Annotated in this window: 13 protein-coding genes; 7 read left to right on the forward strand and 6 right to left on the reverse strand. The window is 68.8% G+C overall.

Features of this window, described 5'->3' with window-relative positions:
• Positions 1-116 precede the first annotated feature (116 nt).
• From qhpG to J7024_RS22060, 6 genes are all read right to left on the reverse strand, one after another.
• On the reverse strand, positions 117-1,433 hold the full coding sequence (gene qhpG, locus J7024_RS22035; RefSeq protein WP_234745499.1) for a flavin-dependent monooxygenase QhpG: 1,317 nt from the start codon (positions 1,431-1,433) through the stop codon (positions 117-119).
• Positions 1,430-2,122, reverse strand: a complete 693-nt coding sequence (gene qhpE / locus J7024_RS22040) for a subtilisin-like serine protease QhpE (protein WP_124830795.1) — start codon at positions 2,120-2,122, stop codon at positions 1,430-1,432. Before qhpE ends, qhpG begins: the two co-directional genes overlap by 4 nt.
• Entirely contained in the window at positions 2,115-3,842 is a 1,728-nt protein-coding gene (locus J7024_RS22045; protein WP_124830796.1) for an ABC transporter ATP-binding protein, read from the reverse strand. The genes qhpE and J7024_RS22045 overlap by 8 nt, the downstream gene beginning before the upstream one ends.
• 49 nt (positions 3,843-3,891) lie before the next feature.
• Positions 3,892-5,823: a sigma-54-dependent Fis family transcriptional regulator gene (locus J7024_RS22050; protein WP_124830797.1), complete on the reverse strand. Its 1,932-nt coding sequence runs from the start codon at positions 5,821-5,823 to the stop codon at positions 3,892-3,894.
• A 233-nt stretch (positions 5,824-6,056) separates the two neighbouring features.
• The gene (locus J7024_RS22055; RefSeq protein ID WP_124830798.1) at positions 6,057-6,377 is read right to left on the reverse strand and encodes a high-potential iron-sulfur protein; all 321 of its coding nucleotides are present in this window, start codon (positions 6,375-6,377) and stop codon (positions 6,057-6,059) included.
• 118 nt (positions 6,378-6,495) lie between these two features.
• Positions 6,496-7,989 (reverse strand): aldehyde dehydrogenase family protein, encoded by a 1,494-nt coding sequence (locus J7024_RS22060; protein ID WP_124830799.1) that lies wholly within the window; start codon positions 7,987-7,989, stop codon positions 6,496-6,498.
• A 447-nt stretch (positions 7,990-8,436) separates the two neighbouring features.
• Between J7024_RS22060 and peaA the strand changes: the two genes are divergently transcribed.
• The 7 genes from peaA to J7024_RS22095 form a co-directional block, all read left to right on the forward strand.
• Positions 8,437-10,044, forward strand: a complete 1,608-nt coding sequence (gene peaA / locus J7024_RS22065) for a quinohemoprotein amine dehydrogenase subunit alpha (RefSeq protein ID WP_234745501.1) — start codon at positions 8,437-8,439, stop codon at positions 10,042-10,044.
• Between the two features lie 71 nt (positions 10,045-10,115).
• Positions 10,116-11,546, forward strand: a complete 1,431-nt coding sequence (gene peaB / locus J7024_RS22070) for a quinohemoprotein amine dehydrogenase maturation protein (RefSeq protein ID WP_124830801.1) — start codon at positions 10,116-10,118, stop codon at positions 11,544-11,546.
• A gap of 1 nt (position 11,547) precedes the next feature.
• Positions 11,548-11,871 (forward strand): quinohemoprotein amine dehydrogenase subunit gamma, encoded by a 324-nt coding sequence (qhpC, locus tag J7024_RS22075; protein ID WP_096505727.1) that lies wholly within the window; start codon positions 11,548-11,550, stop codon positions 11,869-11,871.
• A 28-nt stretch (positions 11,872-11,899) separates the two neighbouring features.
• Positions 11,900-13,018: a quinohemoprotein amine dehydrogenase subunit beta gene (gene peaD / locus J7024_RS22080; RefSeq protein ID WP_124830802.1), complete on the forward strand. Its 1,119-nt coding sequence runs from the start codon at positions 11,900-11,902 to the stop codon at positions 13,016-13,018.
• A gap of 46 nt (positions 13,019-13,064) precedes the next feature.
• On the forward strand, positions 13,065-14,783 hold the full coding sequence (locus J7024_RS22085; RefSeq protein WP_234745502.1) for an AMP-binding protein: 1,719 nt from the start codon (positions 13,065-13,067) through the stop codon (positions 14,781-14,783).
• 475 nt (positions 14,784-15,258) lie between these two features.
• Positions 15,259-17,490, forward strand: a complete 2,232-nt coding sequence (locus tag J7024_RS22090; protein WP_175770068.1) for a TonB-dependent siderophore receptor — start codon at positions 15,259-15,261, stop codon at positions 17,488-17,490.
• Between the two features lie 59 nt (positions 17,491-17,549).
• Positions 17,550-17,945: nicotinamide mononucleotide transporter family protein (locus J7024_RS22095; RefSeq protein ID WP_234745503.1), on the forward strand; the 396-nt coding region annotated here is incomplete at its 3' end.

Genomic DNA, 17,945 nt, shown 5'->3' on the forward strand with positions numbered 1-17,945 from the left:
TGAGACGCGACATGCGACTTAGAGGAATCGTGCGCGCGAAAGCACGCCTGAGGCGACATGCGCGTCGCGGCGTGACGGAATGGCGAAGCGGGGCGACGAAGGGCGGAAAGCGTGCGTTACGCGCGCGAGAACGGATAGCCCTGCGTCTCGAGCCAGCGCCGCACCAGCGCGGCCTGCGGCGGTGCGAACCGCGCCAGCACCTGCGCGGCCGACTGCTCGCGCAGCGCGGCGACGATCGGCGCGAGCGCGATGCCTTGCAGATGCCAGATCCCGAGCGGCTGGTCGGGGCTCGTGACGACGTCGGCTTCGGCGATCGTATCGCCGTCGATCACGGGCGCACGCTCGATCGCGAGCGCGCCGAAATCGGGCGTGCGATGCGACGGTGCATCGTCGGGCCACCCGCGGCGGGCCTGCCAGAACGGCCGATCGGCCCATTGCGTATCGAGCGCATAAAAGTCGCGGCCGATTCTCGCGAAACGCATGAACAGCGCGGTGACGCGCCGCTCGTGAAAGCGCAGTGCGAGTGCCTCGCGCTCCGGATGCGCGAGCAACGTATGGATGACGGCCGGCGCCTGCAGCGCGGACGACAGCGACTGGAAGATTCCGTTGCCGGACAGGGGATCGACGGCCATCGCCGCGTCGCCGATACGCAGCCAGTTCGCCCCGCCCGTGTCGCCGCACAGCGTCGCGCTGCTGGTGCGTGCGAACACACGTGCATCGTCGCCGGCATCGCTCCCGAGGAAGTCGCGTGCGAGCGGCGTGCGCCGCAGCGTCGCGCACCACGCGGGCAGCGCGTCGCGCGGCGGCAGCGTCGTGGTTGCCACGTCGAGCGTCGCCTGCCAGTAGCAGCGGCCGTCCGGCAGGCGCGCCATCCACGCCCAGCCGTCGGGCAGGCTCTCGACTGCCGATGCCGGATCGCCGGGCGTGCCTTGCCACACGTTCAGCAGGCTCAGCGTTTGCGGCCCGCGTATCGCGTCGCGCGCGAGCGGCGCGAGTCGGCCGCGCGCCTCGACGACGAACGCCGCGTGCAGCGTGTCGGTGCCGGCTGGCGTATCGATGCGGATCGCATGCCCGTCGCCGTCGGTCTGCACCGCGCGCACCGTCGCTTCGCGTACCTCGATACCCGCTTCGGCGAGATCGCGGCGCAACGCTTCGTCGAAGCGGCGGCGGTCGATCAGGTGTTCGTGATTGAGCGTGCGCGTGTCGCCGTTCCAGCGCGTCGTGCGCGCGCACGAAGGCAGCGCGCACGCGGCCGCCTGCACGAGCCCGGCATGGCGCAGCCCTTGCAGCACGCGATCGGACACACCTTCGACCGCATCGAAGTGCCGCCATTCGCTGACGACCGTGACCGGATAGCCGAGCCGCGCGAGGCCGAGCGCGGCGGCGGCGCCCGCCGGGCCTGCACCGAGCACGGCGATCGGCGTGCGCTTCACGATGCGCGGGTGCGCCGTTCGACGCCGAGGTAGGCTGCGTGTTCGCGCAGATGCGCGACGAGCACGGCGGTATCCGCGTCGGGGTGACGCGCGAACCAGCGCGCCGCATGGCCGCTGAGCGCCGCGCACGCGATGCTCGCGCCGGCCGGCGCGTGCGGTGCGCCGCTCGAGACGACCGCGCCGAAATCGGCCTGTGCGCTGTCGAGCCACGACCATTGACCCGGCGCGCAGCGGGCATCGCCCGTCACGCGCACGATGCCCGGATAGCTGGCCGGAAACACCGGCGCGCCTTGCGCGGGGCTCGACGCGAACACGGTCACGCGTTGCGCGACGGCCGCCGCGCACGCATCGCGCAGCGCGTCGCGATCGGCGCGCACGCCGAGGCTCAGGTTGATCACGCGGACACGTTGTGTCAGCAACCAGTCGATCGCATGCGCGATTTGCGCGGCACTCGTCACGCCGCGCGCGTCGAACACCTGCGCGACAATCAGCGCCGCATCGGGCGCGGCGGCCGCGATCGTCGCGCAGATCGCGCTGCCGTGGCCGAGCCGGTCCGGCTCGGCGGCGCTGGCCCGTGGCACCGACGCTTCGTCGAGCGAGAAGCGCCGTGCCTCGGCCACGCGCGCGCTCAGCGACGGCGGATAGCCGCTGTCGACGACACCGACGCGCACGCTTGCATCGTCACGCATGCGCGGCATTCCGGTGCGTGCGCCGCGCGAGTAGCCCGTCCGCGAGCTCGAAATGCAGGTCGACGCCGGCGAGCGTCGATGCGCGGTGGCTGACGAGGATGCGCGTGCGATCGCCGAACAGCGTGTCGATCTGCGCGATGACCTGCCGCTCGGTCGCTTCGTCGACGGCCGACGTCGCCTCGTCGAGCACGAGAATCGCCGGCGCCTGCAGCAGCGCGCGTGCGATCGCGATGCGCTGCTTCTGGCCGCCGGACAGTTGTTGCCCGCGCTCGCCGACCGGCCCGTCGAGCCCGCCCGGCAGCGTCGCGATCAGTTCGTCGAGGTGCGCGGCGCGCGCGGCGTGGGCGATGTCTTCGCGGGTCGCGTTCGGCGCCGCGTAACGGATGTTGTCCGCGAGGCTGCCGCGAAACAGTACGATGTCCTGGCTGACGACCGCGACGTGGCGGCGCAGCGCGTCGAGATCGACGTCGCGCAGGTCGACGCCGTCGATGCGCACGCTGCCGCGCTGCGGATCGTAGAAGCGCTGCATCAGGTCGATCAGCGTCGATTTGCCGCTGCCCGACAGTCCCGACAATGCGACCTTGCTGCCGGCCGGCACGCGCGCGGCGGCGCCGCGCAGCACCGGCTGCGCGCGCGCGTCGTGCGCGAACCACACGTCGACGAATTCGAGGTCGCCGCGCGGCGGCAGCTCGCGCACGACAGCCGGCGGCTGCACCGCCACCGGCGCGCGCTGCAGTTCCATCACGCGGCCGAGGCTGACCGTCATCCGCTGCAGCGCGACGTAGAGCCCGAGCAGGCTCTTCACGGGGCCGATCGCCATCCCGAGATAGCTCGAGAACGCGATCAGCGAGCCGAGCGGCCAGTCGCCGCGAATCACCCAGTAGCCGCCGACGATGAACGCACCGGCGCGCGACAGCGACGTCAGCGTGCCGGGCACCGACTGCGTGATGAATTCGGTGACCTGCAGTTTCAGCAGGCGCTCCATGTAGCGATCGCCGAGGCCGTCGAGCCGCGCCTGTTCCGCACGCTGGCGGCCGGCCGCCTGGATGAACTTCATCGCGGGCAGCGTCTCGACGAGAAACGACGACACGTCGGCCGCGCCTTCGCGCACCGAGCGCGCATCGCGTTCGACCTTGCGGCGCATCGTGCGCAGCCACAGGATCTCGAACGGAATCAGCAGCAGCGCGAGCAGCGACAGCTTCCACGACAGCGTCACGAGCAGCGCGAGCGTGCCGACCAGCCCGATCACGTTCGATACCGCGGAGAACAGCGCGTCGAGCGCGAAGCGCTGGATCTCGGCCACGTCGCCATCGAGGCGCGACAGCAGGTCGCCGAGGCGGCGCTGCCCGTAGAACGACGGCGACAGCCGCTGCAGATGCGCATAGACGGCGCTGCGCAGCGAGAACAGCACGCGGCCGGACAGCCGCGTATGCAGGTAGCGGTTGACGCCGCCGAGCAGCGTGCCGACGAAGCCGGCGAATACCATCGCGAACGCGATCGCGACGAGCATCCGGAAATCCTTGCCGACGAGCCCGCGGTCGATCAGCTCCTTCGTGAGCCACGGCTGCGCGAGCGCCAGCAGCGACGCGCAGGCGGACAACGCGAGCAGGCCCGCGATCGCAAGCCGGTGCGGCCGCACGAAACCGTATAGCCAGCCGAGCGCGCGCGCGAGTTGCACGCGGTCGTCGGTCTTCACGAAACGCAGGACGAGTTTCAGCATCGGCGCGATCGATCCGTGGGGCAAGCAGCGGACGAACGTGCGCGCCCCGTCATGATTGCAGCCGCTTGAGCCGGCGGTACAGCGTGGCGCGGCTGATCCCGAGCGTCTGCGCGGCGGCCGCGACGTTGCCGTCGTGACGCGCGAGCGATTCGCGGATCAGGTCGTCCTCGTGACGGCGGATCAGCCCGAACGACGCATCGGGCGACGGGCACGCGCCGTCGATGAAGCCGTCGCACAGATGATCGAGGCCCAGCACGTCGTCGTGTTCGTCGCGCACCGCAAGCGCCGTGCGCAACACCATCTCGAGCTGGCGAATGTTGCCGGGCCAGCGATGCTGGCGGAACACGTCGGCGAGTTCCGCGTCGATGCTCACGTGCGGCGCGCCGAGTCGCGCGAGCAGCGCGATGACGATCAGGTCGACGTCGTCGCGTTCGCGCAGCGCGGGCAGCAGCACGTTGACGCCGTGGATCCGGTAGTAGAGGTCTTCGCGGAAGCTCTTGTCGCGCACCATCGTCTGCAGGTCGCGGTGCGTCGCGCAGATCACCGCGATGTCGATGGCCTGCTCGTCGCCCGCGCCGAGCGGCGCGACCTTGCGTTCCTGCAGCACGCGCAGCAGGCGCGCCTGCAGGTGCAGCGGCATGTCGCCGATTTCGTCGAGAAACAGCGTGCCGCCGTGCGCCTGCATCAGCCGGCCCGTCATCCCGCCCTTGCGTGCGCCGGTGAATGCGCCGTCGCGATAGCCGAACAGCTCCGACTCGATCAGCCCTTCGGGGATCGACGCGCAGTTCACCGCGACGAACGGCTTGCCGGCGCGCGCGCTCGCATCGTGCAGCGCGCGCGCGACGACCTCCTTGCCGGTGCCGGTTTCACCCTGCACGAGCACGGGCAGCCCGTTGTTGAGTCCTTGCCGCGCCATCGTCAGCGCGCGCAACAGGCGCGGCTGGCGGCCGGCGAGGGCCGCGAGCGCCTGGGTGCCGGCTTCGCCGCGCGCATTGGCTGCCTGTGCCGATACGCGTTCGCGTCCGGCCGGCACGGCCATCGTGCGCGGCAGGCGCAGTGCCTTGCAGTGGAACGCGGCGTCGACGCCTTCGATGCGCAGCATCCCGCCTTGCTCGGCGAAAGCGACGAACGACGGCGTGCGCGCGAGCGACGCGCTTTCGCAGCGGCGGCCGACGAGTGCGTCGCGCGCGGCGCCGAGCAACTCGCACGCATGTGCGTTCGCGGCGACGATGCGCCCGTCTTCCGACACGGCGAGCACGCCGCTCCAGCTGGAGCCGAGATACGTGCGGCGCGGATGAAAGACGAGCACGACGTGCTCGGGGAAATACGCATCGAACAGGCGCGTCTCGATGTGCGTGGCTGCCGCGCTCATCAGCATCGACATCCCGTCGAGCGTGAGCGGCAGCTCGCCTTCGCGCGTGAGGTCGAGCACGCCGATCGGCTTGCCGTGCGGATCGCACAGCGGCAGCGAGCGGCAAGAGAAGCGGCTCAGCCGGCCGAGGAAATGCTCGCCGCTGTCGATCGCGACCGCGCGGCCTTCGACGAGCGCGGTGCCGAGCGCGTTCGTGCCGCGCAGCGATTCGCACCAGCTCGCGCCGGCGCGAATGTCGCCGATGCCGAGCGCGGCGAGCTGGCTCGCGTTGCCGTCGACCGACAGGATCGTTGCGCGCGCATCGGCCAGCAGGATCATGCCGTCGCGTCCGCAACGCTCGGCGAGGAACTCGAGTTCGGGTGCCGCTGCGTCGAGCAGCAGGCGGTTCGCGTCGCGCAACTCGTCGAGATTGCAGAATTCATGCAGGTTCAGCCGCGCGTCGTCGTCCCAGCGCACGCCGTGTCCGAGGCTGCGCCGCCATGACTGGTCGATTTCGATGCGCAGGCAGCCTTGCGGCAGCACGCCGTCGGAACTGAGTCGTTCGCGAATCAGGCGGGTTGCCTGCAGCCGGTCCGGAAGTCGTTGGCCGGAAGGGAAGTAGTCTTGCACGTCGCCCCTCCTCAGGAGAATGTCGGGCCGTCCGATCCGGCGCGGCCGCACGCAAAAAGGCCCGCCGAGTCTGGCATAAGCCCGGGCATAAATCCATCCGGTCAAAAACCTAAGACCCAGGCGGGGCGCGGCGATGCGGGCGATTCGCGCTCGCGGAGGGGCCGTCTTCGGCGAGCGTGACGGGGCGGCGTGCATGGCGGGCGAGCGGTGCGGATTTCGCGGGGCGGCGGCGCTCAGGTCCGCGGGTTGTATGCGTTGCACCAGCCGCCGTTCGCGACCCGTTTTCCGCCGAACAGCGGGCACGGCGCGTTCGGGTCGGCGGCCTTGCCCTGGTACAGGCTGCAGCGGCCGCAGTCCTGGCCCGGGGCATAGCGCGCGAACGCTGCGCGGTCTACGTGTGCGGCGTCGGTGCGATAGCCGAGCGCTTTCGCGGCCGGATCGGTTTCGTCGAGCAGCGCCGGCGCGGCGCAGGCGGCGCGCGGCAGCGCGGCGGCCGACAGCAGGCCGGCGGCGGCGATCATGAAGGTACGGCGGGAAGCGGAGCGGCGGGGCATCAGGTGTCTCTTTGTCGTTATAGGTGGGGAACAGCGCGAAAGAATGCGAACACGGGGCAACATGCGCGCCGCGCGACCTCCCCGCGCGGCGCAAGCGTGACTCACGTCGGCGACGCGATCACACGTTCATCAGCACCGACTTCAACTCCGTGTAGTGCTCGATCGCGGCCGCGCCCATCTCGCGGCCGAAGCCCGACATCCGGTAGCCGCCGAACGGCAGTGCGGGGTCGAGCGCGCTGTGGCAGTTGACCCACACCGAGCCCGAGCGGATCTTCGGGATCATCCGGTGCGCGGCCGACAGGTCGTTGGTCCAGATGCTCGCGCCGAGCCCGTAGCGCGTGTCGTTCGCGAGACGGATCGCGTCGTCGATCGTGTCGAACGGCATCGCGACCAGCACCGGGCCGAAGATTTCCTCCTGCACGAGCGGGCCTTTCTGGTCGACGTCGACGAGCACGGTCGGCTTCACGAAGTAGCCGGGGCCATACGCTTCGCCGCCGCACGCGAGCTGTGCGCCGAGTTCGCGGCCGCGCTCGATGTAGCCGGCCACGCGCTTTTGCTGCTTCGCCGAGATCAGCGGGCCCATGTCGACCGACGGATCGAGCGCATTGCCGAGCTTCATGTTGCTCGCGATGCCCGCGATGTCGCCCACCACGCGATCGAAGTGCTTGCGCTGCACGTACAGGCGCGAACCCGCGCAGCACACCTGGCCGTGATTGAAGAAGATCGCGGTGGCCGCACCCGAGGCCGCGACGGCCGGGTCCGCATCGTCGAACACGATCGTCGGCGACTTGCCGCCGAGTTCGAGCGTCACGCGCGTCATCGATTCCATCGCGGCCTTGCCGATCAGCTTGCCGACTTCGGTCGAGCCGGTGAAGGTCAGCTTGTCGACGTCGGGGTGGTGCGCGAGCGCCGCGCCCGCTTCGACACCGGTGCCCGTGACGACGTTGAACACGCCGGCCGGATAACCGGCTTCCTGCACGAGCTCCGCGAGCCGCAGCGCGGTGAGCGGCGTTTCATCGGCGGGCTTGAGCACCATCGTGCAGCCCGTTGCCAGCGCGGGGCCGAGCTTCCAGCACGCGAGCAGCAGCGGGAAATTCCACGCGACGATCGCGCCGACCACGCCGACGGCTTCGCGCCGGATGAAGCCGTGGAACTGGCTGTCGGGCATCAGCGGCATCGACACGTCGACGGTCGAGCCTTCGATCTTGGTCGCCCAGCCGGCCATGTAGCGCAGGAAGTCGATCGCGAGCTGCACGTCCATCACGCGTGCGATCTGTGCGCTCTTGCCGTTGTTCACGCACTCGAGTTCGGCGAGTTGCTGCGCGTCGCGCTCGAGCAGATCCGCGAGACGCCACAGCAGGTTCTGCCGTTCGCGCGGCCGCATGCGGCTCCACGCGGAATCGTCGAACGCCTGGCGCGCCGCGCGCACCGCGTGGTCGACGTCGGCTGCGCCGGACGCCGGCACGCGACACAGTTCGTCGCCGGTCGCGGGGTTGTGGACGGCCAGGGTGGCGCCGCTTTCGGCGCTGCGCCACGTATCGCCGATCAGCATCGACGGCGCGCGTGCGATGAACGACTGGGTTTGCGGAAGTAACGACAACGTTGCCGGCATGAAAGCTCCTCGCTCATCGGGGTTCGGGTGCCGAGGCGAAAAGCAGCTTCCGTACCAATGGTCACGGTGCGGCCTGCACGCGGGCCGCGCGCGCCATGCGGCGCGGGGCGCACGGCATGCGTGTCGATGATGCCGCGCACGATCGGCAGTGCGCCGCGTTCCCGGCGCGACGTCTCAATTTGAGAATTCGCATGCAACGTGAGACGCGACATGCGGCACGCACGCGGTTGGCCGGCGTGATGCAGCGGCCGCGAAGGCGCGCGAATGCCGATTTGGCGCGCCGGTTTGAATCGGGATTTTCCCGAGCGTTCGGCGGCAAAAGCGCGTGTTTTCCTTGTGACAGACCCGGATCGAGCGATTGGCACGGCCTGTGCTTGAAGAGCATGAGACAAGCGCCGCAGCGCTGCATGCCGGACGATTCGAGACCCCACGTAAAGGAGCAGAGCCTTGTTCAAGACTTTCATTCGACGCAGCAGACCGCCCCGCGCGGCCGCGGCCGTCGTGGCCGCCGGTGCGTTCGCGCTGGCCTCGGGCGCCGTGCAGGCGCAGGCCCAGGCACCGCGCGACGCTCACGCGATCCTGAGCCAGACATGCGCGGCCTGTCACGCGGCCGAGTCGAAGGATTCGTGGAGCCGCATCAGCCACCAGCGCAAGACACCGGAAGGCTGGCTGATGACGATCGCGCGGATGCAGACGATGCACGGCCTCACGATCAGCGACGACGAACGCCGCATCCTCGTGAAGTATCTGTCGGATACGCAGGGCCTCGCGCCGTCGGAGACGAAGGATTTCCGCTATGCGCCCGAGCGCCGCCTGAACACGCAGGAGACCGTCAACAACGAGGAATTCAAGCAGATGTGCGCGCGCTGCCACTCGGCTGCGCGTCTGCTGCTGCAGCGCCGCCCGGTCGCCGAATGGGACAAGCTCGTGAACTTCCACCTCGGGCAGTGGCCGTCGATCGAGTATTCGGCGATGGGCCGCGACCGCGACTGGTTCAGGATCGCGCTGACCGAAATGGCGCCGATGCTCGCGAAGGACTACCCGTACGACAGCAAGGCGTGGAACGACTGGAAGCAGCATCATCCGCCCGCAACCGCGCTCGCCGGCACTTGGAGTTTCGGCGGCCACATGCCGGGCAAGGGCGACGCGTACGGCACGATGACCGTGAAGGGCGGCGCGGGCGATCGCTTCGACGTCGAGCTGAAGGGCCGCTTCGCGGACGGCAGCCCGCTCGCGGGCACCGGCACCGCAGTGCTCTATACGGGCTACGAGTGGCGCGCGAGCGTGAAGGTTGGCGACACGACGATGCGTCAGGTGCTGATGGCGAGCGACGGCACGCTGCGCGGCCGGATGTTCGACGATGCGCACGACGAGCGCGGCCTCGACTTCAATGCGGCGAAGCTCGGCAACGCCCAGATCGTCGCCGTGCAGCCGGCGTATGTGAAGGCGGGCGGCGAGACCGACGTGACGATCGTCGGCGCGAACCTGCAGGGCACGCCCGCGTTCGGCGCCGGCGTGACCGTCGCATCGGTGCTCGAGCGCACGCCGGAGTTTGTGCGAGTGCGCGTGAAGGCCGCCGACGGCAGCACGGCCGGCCCGCGCAGCGTGCGCGTCGGTGCGGCGCACGCGGAAGGCTTCGCGGTCTATCGCGAGATCCGCAGCGTGAAGGTCGAGCCCGACTTCGCGGTTGCGCGCATCGGCGGTAACGGCGGATCGACGCCGAAGGTCGAAGGGCGTTTCGACGCGGTGGCATGGGGCGTCGACGGCGCGGGCAAGCCGTTCCGCATCGGCGTCGTGCCCGCGCAATGGTCGGTGGCACCGTTCGACGATCAGTCGAAGAGCGATCGCGACACGCAGTTCGCCGGCACGATGCAGGCGTCGACGGGCATCTTCACGCCGGGCAACGCGGGCCCGAACCCCGCGCGCCGGATGGGCACCAACAACACGGGCAACCTGAACGTCGTCGCGACGGTGACGGACGGCTCGCGCACGGTGACGGGCACCGGGCACATGATCGTCGCGGTGCAGCGCTGGAACAATCCGCCGCTGCCCTGACCGGTCCGCATGCCTTTGCGCCGGGCTGCGACGCGGCCCGGTCCGAATCCGACGAATGCAAGGAGAATCCGATGAGCGCCCTGCTGAACGTGGTCGAACGTAACGTGCACGAAGTGCGCGTCGACGACGAGCGCCTGATGTTCCATGTGCCGAGCAGTTCGCTGTTCGCGGCCGATCGCGTGACGGCCGACATCATCGACGCGCTGCGCGCGAGCAGCTGCACGGCCGACGAATTGTTCGCGCGGCTGGCCGGCCGCTCGCCGCACGGCGAACTCGCCGAGACGCTCGGCGAGCTGATGGCCCTCGAGGTCGTCAGCGACGGCTCGCCGCTCACACCCGAGATCGCGGTGAAGCGCGTCGAGCGCACCGCGATCGATACGGTCGTGCTGAACGTGAACACCGGCTGCAACCTGAGTTGTACGTACTGCTACAAGGAAGACCTCGACACGCCGTCCGCCGGGCGGCGGATGGACATCGACACCGCCAAGGCGTCGGTCGAGATGCTGCTGAAGGAGTCGCCCGACCTGCCGCGCTACACGGTCGTGTTCTTCGGCGGCGAACCGCTCAGCAACCGCAAGCTGATCGAGTGCATGGTCGAGTATTGCGAGCTGCGCTTCGGCGCGCTCGGCAAGCAGGTCGAGTTCGTGATGACGACCAACGCGACGCTGCTGACCGAGGACATCATCGACTGGCTCGACGCGCATCGCTTCGGGCTGTCGATCAGCATCGACGGGCCGCGCTCGATTCACGACCTGAACCGCCGCACGGTCGGCGGCGCGGGCACCTACGACGTCGTGCGCCGCAAGGTCGACATGTTGCTCAAGCGCTATCGCAGCCGTCCGGTCGGCGCGCGCGTGACGCTCACGAGCGGCGTGACCGACATCGAAGGCATCTGGGATCACCTGTTCAACGAACTCGGTTTCGCGGAAGTCGGCTTCGCGCCGGTCACGTCGGGGCAGCTCGACACGTTCAACCTGCAGCCGGCCGAACTCGCGCAGGTGTTCGAGAACATGAAGGCGCTCGGCCGCCGCTACCTGGCCGCCGCGCTCGAGAACCGGAACATCGGTTTCTCGAACCTGCATCAGCTGATCACCGACCTGCACGAAGGGCACAAGAAGTCGTTGCCGTGCGGCGCGGGGCTCAAGATGCTCGCGGTCGATCACAAGGGCGACCTGAACCTGTGCCACCGCTTCACGGGCTCGACGTTGCCGACTTTCGGCAACGTGCGCGAAGGCGTCGCGCAGGCGCAGCTCAACGACTTCCTGTCGCAACGCCTCGATCGCAGCGGCACCGGCTGCGAGACCTGCCGCATCCGCAACCTGTGCTCGGGCGGTTGCTATCACGAGAGCTACGCGCGCTACGGCGACCCCGCGCATCCGACCTATCACTACTGCGAGCTGATGCGCGACTGGATCGATTTCGGTATCGAGGTCTACAGCCGGATCATCGCCGGCAACCCGGCGTTCATCGACAACCACATCACTCCGCGCAAGGCGAACTGACATGAAACATCTGAAGCCGCTCAACAACAAGGCGAGAAAGCTCGAGGAGGCCGTGCAGCAGGATCGCCTCGAGGAAGTCGTTGCGATGACATCCGTCGCGGGCTGCACGTCGACGACCGATCCCGGCTGGGAAACGGACGTGTTCGGCGGGGTTGCGTCGCTGTGCCAGCCGATGGAAGCCGACCTGTACGGCTGCTCCGATCCGTGCTGGTGGCCGGCGCAGGTGCCCGACATGATGAGCACCTATCCAGACTGGAACAAGCATGCGGCCGATTCCGGCGCGGACTGGCGTCAGCTCGGCAGCGTGTTCCCCAAAGACAAGTGATCCACCCGGCACCGATCAAGGATTCTCCATGCGATTCACGACACCCCTGAGCCGCGCGCTCCTCGCCGCCGCGCTCGCATCGGCCGCGTCGCTGTCGGCCGCGGCCGACGCGCCGCTGCAGGCCGGACACGAGTACCTCGCCGTCACGAACTATCCCAACAACCTGACGGTGATCGACACGGGCACCGACAGCATCGCGAAGACCTGCACGCTGCCCGACGCGTTCGGCCCCGGCACGATCCAGATCAGCCCGGACCATACGCGCGCCTACGTGCTGAACAATCACTACGGCGACCTGTACGGCATCGATCTCGATTCGTGCAAGACAGTGTTCCACGCGGATCTCGCGGAAGCCGGCAACGAGCGTGCGCGCGCGATGTTCTCGATCGGGCTGAGCCCGGACGGCAAGGAGATCTACAGCGTCGTCAATCCGACGAAACTGAACCGCGACAGCTACGAAGTGGAGTCGCCGCGCCTGCAGGTGTACCGCACCGACGGCGGGCTCGACGCGAAGCCGGTGCGCACCTTCCCGGCGCCGCGCCAGACGACGATGCTGCAGGCGGCCGACGACGGGTCGCTGTTCATCGTCGGCGCGGACATCTACCGGATGAACGTGCAGACCGGCAAGTACGACGTCGCGGTGCCGCTGCGCAACTGGAAGCGGCCGCTGCACGGCCAGCCGGACGTGCTGTATGTATGGCCGCAGCAGCGTCCTCAGCACACGTTCAACCTGCTCTACACGGCCGACCGCTTCAAGGACGAGAAGAAGGATCCGGCATCCGCGCAGACGATGTACGGCTACATCGACATCGACCTGAAGACGGGCAACGCGACGGTCAGGGATTTCGCGCCGGTCACCGAGGTGTACTTCACGGGCGGGCTGTCGCCGAAGGATCCGAACGCGATGTACGGCGTGCTGAACCGGCTCGCGAAGTACGACGTGAAGAGCGAGAAGCTGGTGGCAGCCGCGCCGCTCGATCATTCGTACTACTGCCTGTCGTTCAACCGAGAGGGCAGCAAGCTCTACCTCGCGGGCACTTTCAACACCGTCGCGGTGTACGACGCCGACACGCTGAAGAAGCTGAAGGACATTCGCGTGCCGGGCGGCGACATGGCGATCACGACCGCGCAGATCTTTACACGATGACGCGCGCGCCGGCCCGCGGGCCGGCGCCGCCGATCAGGAGACACACATGACCACCGCCATCGCAACCGGCGTGCCGCGCGACGGCCTGTCGATCGTGCGGGGCCGCACCGACGTGCCGCTGTCGGACGCGCCCGTCGCCGCGCTGCTGCGCGACACCGCCGCGCGCTTTCCGGCGCGGCCGGCCGTCGTGTTCCGCGAGCAGGGCATCCGCTGGGACTGGTGCACGTTCGCGTACGAGATCGACGTACTCGCGGCCGGCCTCGCCGCGCTCGGCATCGAAAAGGGCGACCGCGTCGGCATCTGGTCGCCGAACCGTGTCGAATGGCTGCTCACGCAGTTCGCGACCGCCCGAATCGGCGCGATCCTCGTCAACATCAATCCGGCCTATCGGCTCGCGGAGCTCGAATACGCGCTGAACAAGGTCGGCTGCCGTGCACTGATCGCGGCCGAGCAGTTCAAGTCGTCGAAGTACCTGGAGATGCTGCGGGCGCTGGCGCCGGAACTCGCGCATTGCGCGCCGGGCGACCTGCATGCGGCGCGGTTGCCGAGCCTGCGCACGGTCGTATCGATGGGCGAGGTCGCGCCGGCCGGGATGTTCCGCTTCGCGGACGTGATGGCGCGCGGCCGCGATTCGCTCGACGTCGCGGCGCTCGATGCGACCGGCGCGACGCTCTCGGCGACCGACCCGATCAACATCCAGTTCACGAGCGGCACGACCGGCAGCCCGAAGGGCGCGACGCTCACGCATCGCAACGTCGTCAACAATGCGCGTTTCATCGCGATGGCGATGCGCTTCACCGAGCAGGATTCGCTGTGCATTCCGGTGCCGCTGTATCACTGCTTCGGGATGGTGCTGGCGGTGCTCGCGTGTGTGTCGACGGGTGCGGCGATGGTGTTCCCCGGCGAGGCGTTCGATCCGGTCGCGACGCTCGCGGCAGTGGCCGACGAACGCTGCACCGCGCTGCACGGCGTGCCGACGATGTTCATCGCGGAGCTCGATCATCCGGCGTTCCCGAAATTCGACCTGTCGACGCTGCGCACCGGCATCATGGCCGGCTCGCCGTGTCCGATCGAGACGATGAAGCGCGTGGTGTCGCAGATGCATCTGTCGGAAATCACGATCGCGTACGGGATGACGGAGACGAGCCCTGTGTCGTTCCAGAGCTCGACCGACGATCCGCTGGAGAAGCGCACGACGACGGTCGGGCGCATCCAGCCGCACCTGGAAGTGAAGGTCGTCGATCCGAACGGCGATATCGTGCCGGTCGGTGCGACGGGCGAGCTGTGCACGAAGGGCTATTCGGTGATGCTCGGCTACTGGGACGACGATGCGAAAACGCAGGAAACGATCGTCGACGGCTGGATGCATACGGGTGATCTCGCGACGCTCGACGAGGACGGCTACTGCAACATCGTCGGCCGGTTGAAGGACATGGTGATCCGCGGCGGCGAGAACATCTATCCACGCGAGATCGAGGAATTCCTGTTCCGGCATCCGAAGATCCAGAGCGTGCAGGTGTTCGGTGTGCCGGACGCGAAATACGGCGAGGAGCTGTGCGCGTGGATCGTCCTGCGCGCGGACGAGCACATGACCGAGGACGACGTGCGTGCGTTCTGTGACGGCCAGATCGCGCATTACAAGGTCCCGAAGTACGTCTGTTTCGTCGACGAATTGCCGATGACGGTGACGGGCAAGGTGCAGAAGTTCGTGATGCGCCAGCAGATGATCGACGCATGGGGGCTGAAAGCCGCCGATACCGCGTAGTTGTCCAGCGGCGGCGGTCATGCCGCCCGCCGCGTCCGCCCGCCGGGCGGTTTTCCTGCCGCCGCGCCCGCCCGGGGTAAAATGCGCGCCACGCCGCGATGCCGCGCGCGCCGGGCCTGCCGCCGTTCCGACGAACGGCGCACCGCCGCGCCGCGCGCCCGCACCGGGGCGTTCGAAGCGTCCCCCGCAACACAAGACCGCGCGATGCAGCCGGCCCGCCCGACAGGCACCCGACGAACGAATCGGCGGCCGCGTCGGGACCCGGTACGTCATCCGGATCCGATGTCCCATCCTGCGCTTTCCCGATCGATCGGCCAGCATGCGGCCGCATCGCCCGATTCGTCTGATGAATGTCGTGTCGACGCACGCGCCCGGAGATTCGCCGGGCCCGTCGCGGATTCGTTCGCGGGATCGCGCTTCGCAGCTTCGTAACGTGTTTCGACAGGGTCGAGTGGCGAGTTTTCCATCCAGAACAATGACGGTAAATAGAACAACAGCGTCGCGCGCACGGCGGCGGCGCGCGAAGGTCGGGCTTGGCGTCGGTCTCGGCATCACGCTTTTCGCGGCGCAGGCTGCCGCGGCGCAGGGAGACGCACCGGCGCCGGACGCCGATGCGGCGGGCAGCGCGACGCTGCCGGCGATCACGGTCAGCGGCGAGCGCGGCAGCACGTTTCGCACGCGCGACGCGTCGGTCGCAGGGCTCGACGACGCGCCGCTGCGCGACACGCCGGCCTCCGTCAGCGTCGTCACGCGCGCGCAGATCGACGATCAGCAGGCCAGGCGCCTGAGCGACGTGGTGCGCAACGACGCATCGGTCGTCAACGACTATGCGCCGGTCGGCTACTACGAAGGCTTCGCGATCCGCGGTTTCCCGGTCGATCTCGCGAGCGCGATCCGGATCGACGGGCTCACCGTGTCCGGTGAGCAGAACGTGCCGCTCGAGAACAAGGAGCGCGTCGAGATCCTGAAGGGGCTGGCCGGCATCGACAGCGGCGTGGTCGCGCCGGGCGGCGTGATCAACTTCGTGACGAAGCGCTCGGCCAACGTCGCGAGCGTGACGACCGGCGTCGACAGCCGCGGCTCGACGTCGGCGGCCGTCGATCTCGGCCGCCGCTTCGGCTCGGACAATCAGTTTGGTTTCCGGATCAATGCGGCGAAGGAGAACATGCACTCGTACGTCGACGGCACGAACGGCCGGCGCACGTTCGGTTCGATCGCCGCCGACTGGGACATCAGCCCGCGCGCGAGCCTGCAGCTCAACGCGGAATTCCAGCAGTGGATCCAGCGTTCGGCACCGGGCTATCAACTGCTCGGCGGCACCGTCGTGCCGTCCGTCAACACGACGTCGAAGGCGCTCGGCACGCAGCCGTGGGCAAAGCCGGTGACGACCGACGCGCTGAACCTGAACGCGCGCTTCGACTACCAGTTCAACGACGCCTGGAAGGCATACGTCGCTGTGGGCCGCAGCCGTACGATGATCGACGACAACAGCGCGTTCCCGTACGGTTGCTCGTACGCACCGAGCTGCGCGGCCGGCACGACGTCGCCGTTCTTCTTCGGCGCGAACGGCGACTACGACGTGTACGATTTCCGCAGCCCGGGCGAATACCGCCGCAACGACGATCTGCGGGCGGTGACGACGGGCAAGTTCGCGACCGGCCCGCTGCAGCACGAGCTGACGCTCGGCGTGAGCGTGCAGCGCCGTGTCGTGCACATGGCCGACGCCGTGTACGACTACGTCGGCAGCGAGAACGTCTACGGGCCGGACGTCGCGTTCGCGCCGTCGCCGAACTCGGCCGGACCGTCGTATCCGCAACTCGATGCGTGGCAGTACGGCGTGTTCGGGCTCGACCGCATCAGCATCGGCGAGCACTGGCAGGTGCTCGCGGGCGGCAAGGAAGTGCTGCTGCGCCAGCGCAGCTGGGACAGCCTCGACGGCGACGCGACGCACACCGACCGCTCGGTGTTCCTGCCGCAGCTCGCGCTTGTCTACAAGCCGGTGAACGAGCTGTCGCTGTATGCGTCGTACAGCAAGGCGCTGTCGCTCGGCGACCAGGCGCCGGTGCGCGCGACCAACGCATATGCGTTTCTGCCGCCCGTCGAATCGCACCAGTTCGAGCTCGGCGCGAAATACGACTGGCTCGACCGGCTGAGCCTCACGGCGGCCGTGTTCTCGATCAGCAAGCCGTTCCAGTTCGCCGACCCCGATGCGTCGGGCACGAGCTATACGTTCGTGCAGCGCGGCACGGAGCGCCACCAGGGGATCGAGCTCGGCGCGGCCGGCCGGCTTACCGAGCGGCTGTCGCTGACGGCCAGCGTCGCGGCGATCCGTGCGCGCGCGTACGATTCGGGTTCGCCCGCGTACGAAGGGCACCAGATCATCAACGTGCCGGCGCTGCGCGCGTCGCTGTACGCGGATTACGCGGTGCCGGGCGTCGCGGGCCTGAACGTGCTCGGCGGCGTCGAGTACAGCGCCGCGCGCAACGCGAACGAAGAGGGCACCGCGCGCGTGCCGTCGTGGTTCGTGTTCAGTCTCGGCGCGCGCTATACGACGAAGATCGGCCGCCATCGCACGGTGCTGCGCGTGTCGGTGGACAACCTGTTCAACAAGTTCTATTGGCGAGACGCGGGCGAGCAGCAGGGCGACGCGTACCTGTTCCCGGGCGCGCCGCGCACCGCGCGCGTGTCGTTGACCTATGATTTCTGATCGTCCGGATCCGGCCGCATGATGCGCGGCCCCGGTAGCCAACCAGGAGAGCACAGACGATGTCCCCACTCGAAATCGCCGGCGTGATCGTCAGCGCACTCGCGATCTGGCTGACCGCGAAGCGGCGCATGCTGTGCTGGCCCGTCGGGCTTGCGTCGGTCGCGCTATACGGCTGGATCTTCTTCGACGCGAAGCTGTATTCGGACATGCTGCTGCAAGGCGCGTTCGCGGTGCTGCAGGTGTACGGCTGGAGGCGCTGGATCGCGCAGCGTACGCTGGAGGCGGGCGGCGGGGCGGCGGCGGCGGGCGATGTCGCGCCCGTCACCGGCGTGCGGCCGCGCCAGATGCTGCCCGACCTGATCGCGGCCGTGGTCGGCAGCGCGCTGCTCGGCGGGATGATGGCGCGCTGGACCGATGCGGCGTTGCCGTTCGTCGATGCGTCGCTGACTGCGTTC

The organism is Burkholderia sp. WTPI3, from assembly GCF_021483755.1.
Taxonomy (GTDB): domain Bacteria; phylum Pseudomonadota; class Gammaproteobacteria; order Burkholderiales; family Burkholderiaceae; genus Burkholderia.

What these genes read in the sequence shown, in the direction of transcription:
- qhpE (WP_124830795.1), bottom strand. Translation starts at nt 2,122, where the DNA reads ATGCGTGACGATGCAAGCGTGCGCGTCGGTGTCGTCGACAGCGGCTAT.
- J7024_RS22045 (WP_124830796.1), bottom strand. Translation starts at nt 3,842, where the DNA reads ATGCTGAAACTCGTCCTGCGTTTCGTGAAGACCGACGACCGCGTGCAA.
- J7024_RS22055 (WP_124830798.1), bottom strand. Translation starts at nt 6,377, where the DNA reads ATGCCCCGCCGCTCCGCTTCCCGCCGTACCTTCATGATCGCCGCCGCC.
- J7024_RS22060 (WP_124830799.1), bottom strand. Translation starts at nt 7,989, where the DNA reads ATGCCGGCAACGTTGTCGTTACTTCCGCAAACCCAGTCGTTCATCGCA.
- peaB (WP_124830801.1), top strand. Translation starts at nt 10,116, where the DNA reads ATGAGCGCCCTGCTGAACGTGGTCGAACGTAACGTGCACGAAGTGCGC.
- qhpC (WP_096505727.1), top strand. Translation starts at nt 11,548, where the DNA reads ATGAAACATCTGAAGCCGCTCAACAACAAGGCGAGAAAGCTCGAGGAG.
- peaD (WP_124830802.1), top strand. Translation starts at nt 11,900, where the DNA reads ATGCGATTCACGACACCCCTGAGCCGCGCGCTCCTCGCCGCCGCGCTC.
- J7024_RS22085 (WP_234745502.1), top strand. Translation starts at nt 13,065, where the DNA reads ATGACCACCGCCATCGCAACCGGCGTGCCGCGCGACGGCCTGTCGATC.
- J7024_RS22090 (WP_175770068.1), top strand. Translation starts at nt 15,259, where the DNA reads ATGACGGTAAATAGAACAACAGCGTCGCGCGCACGGCGGCGGCGCGCG.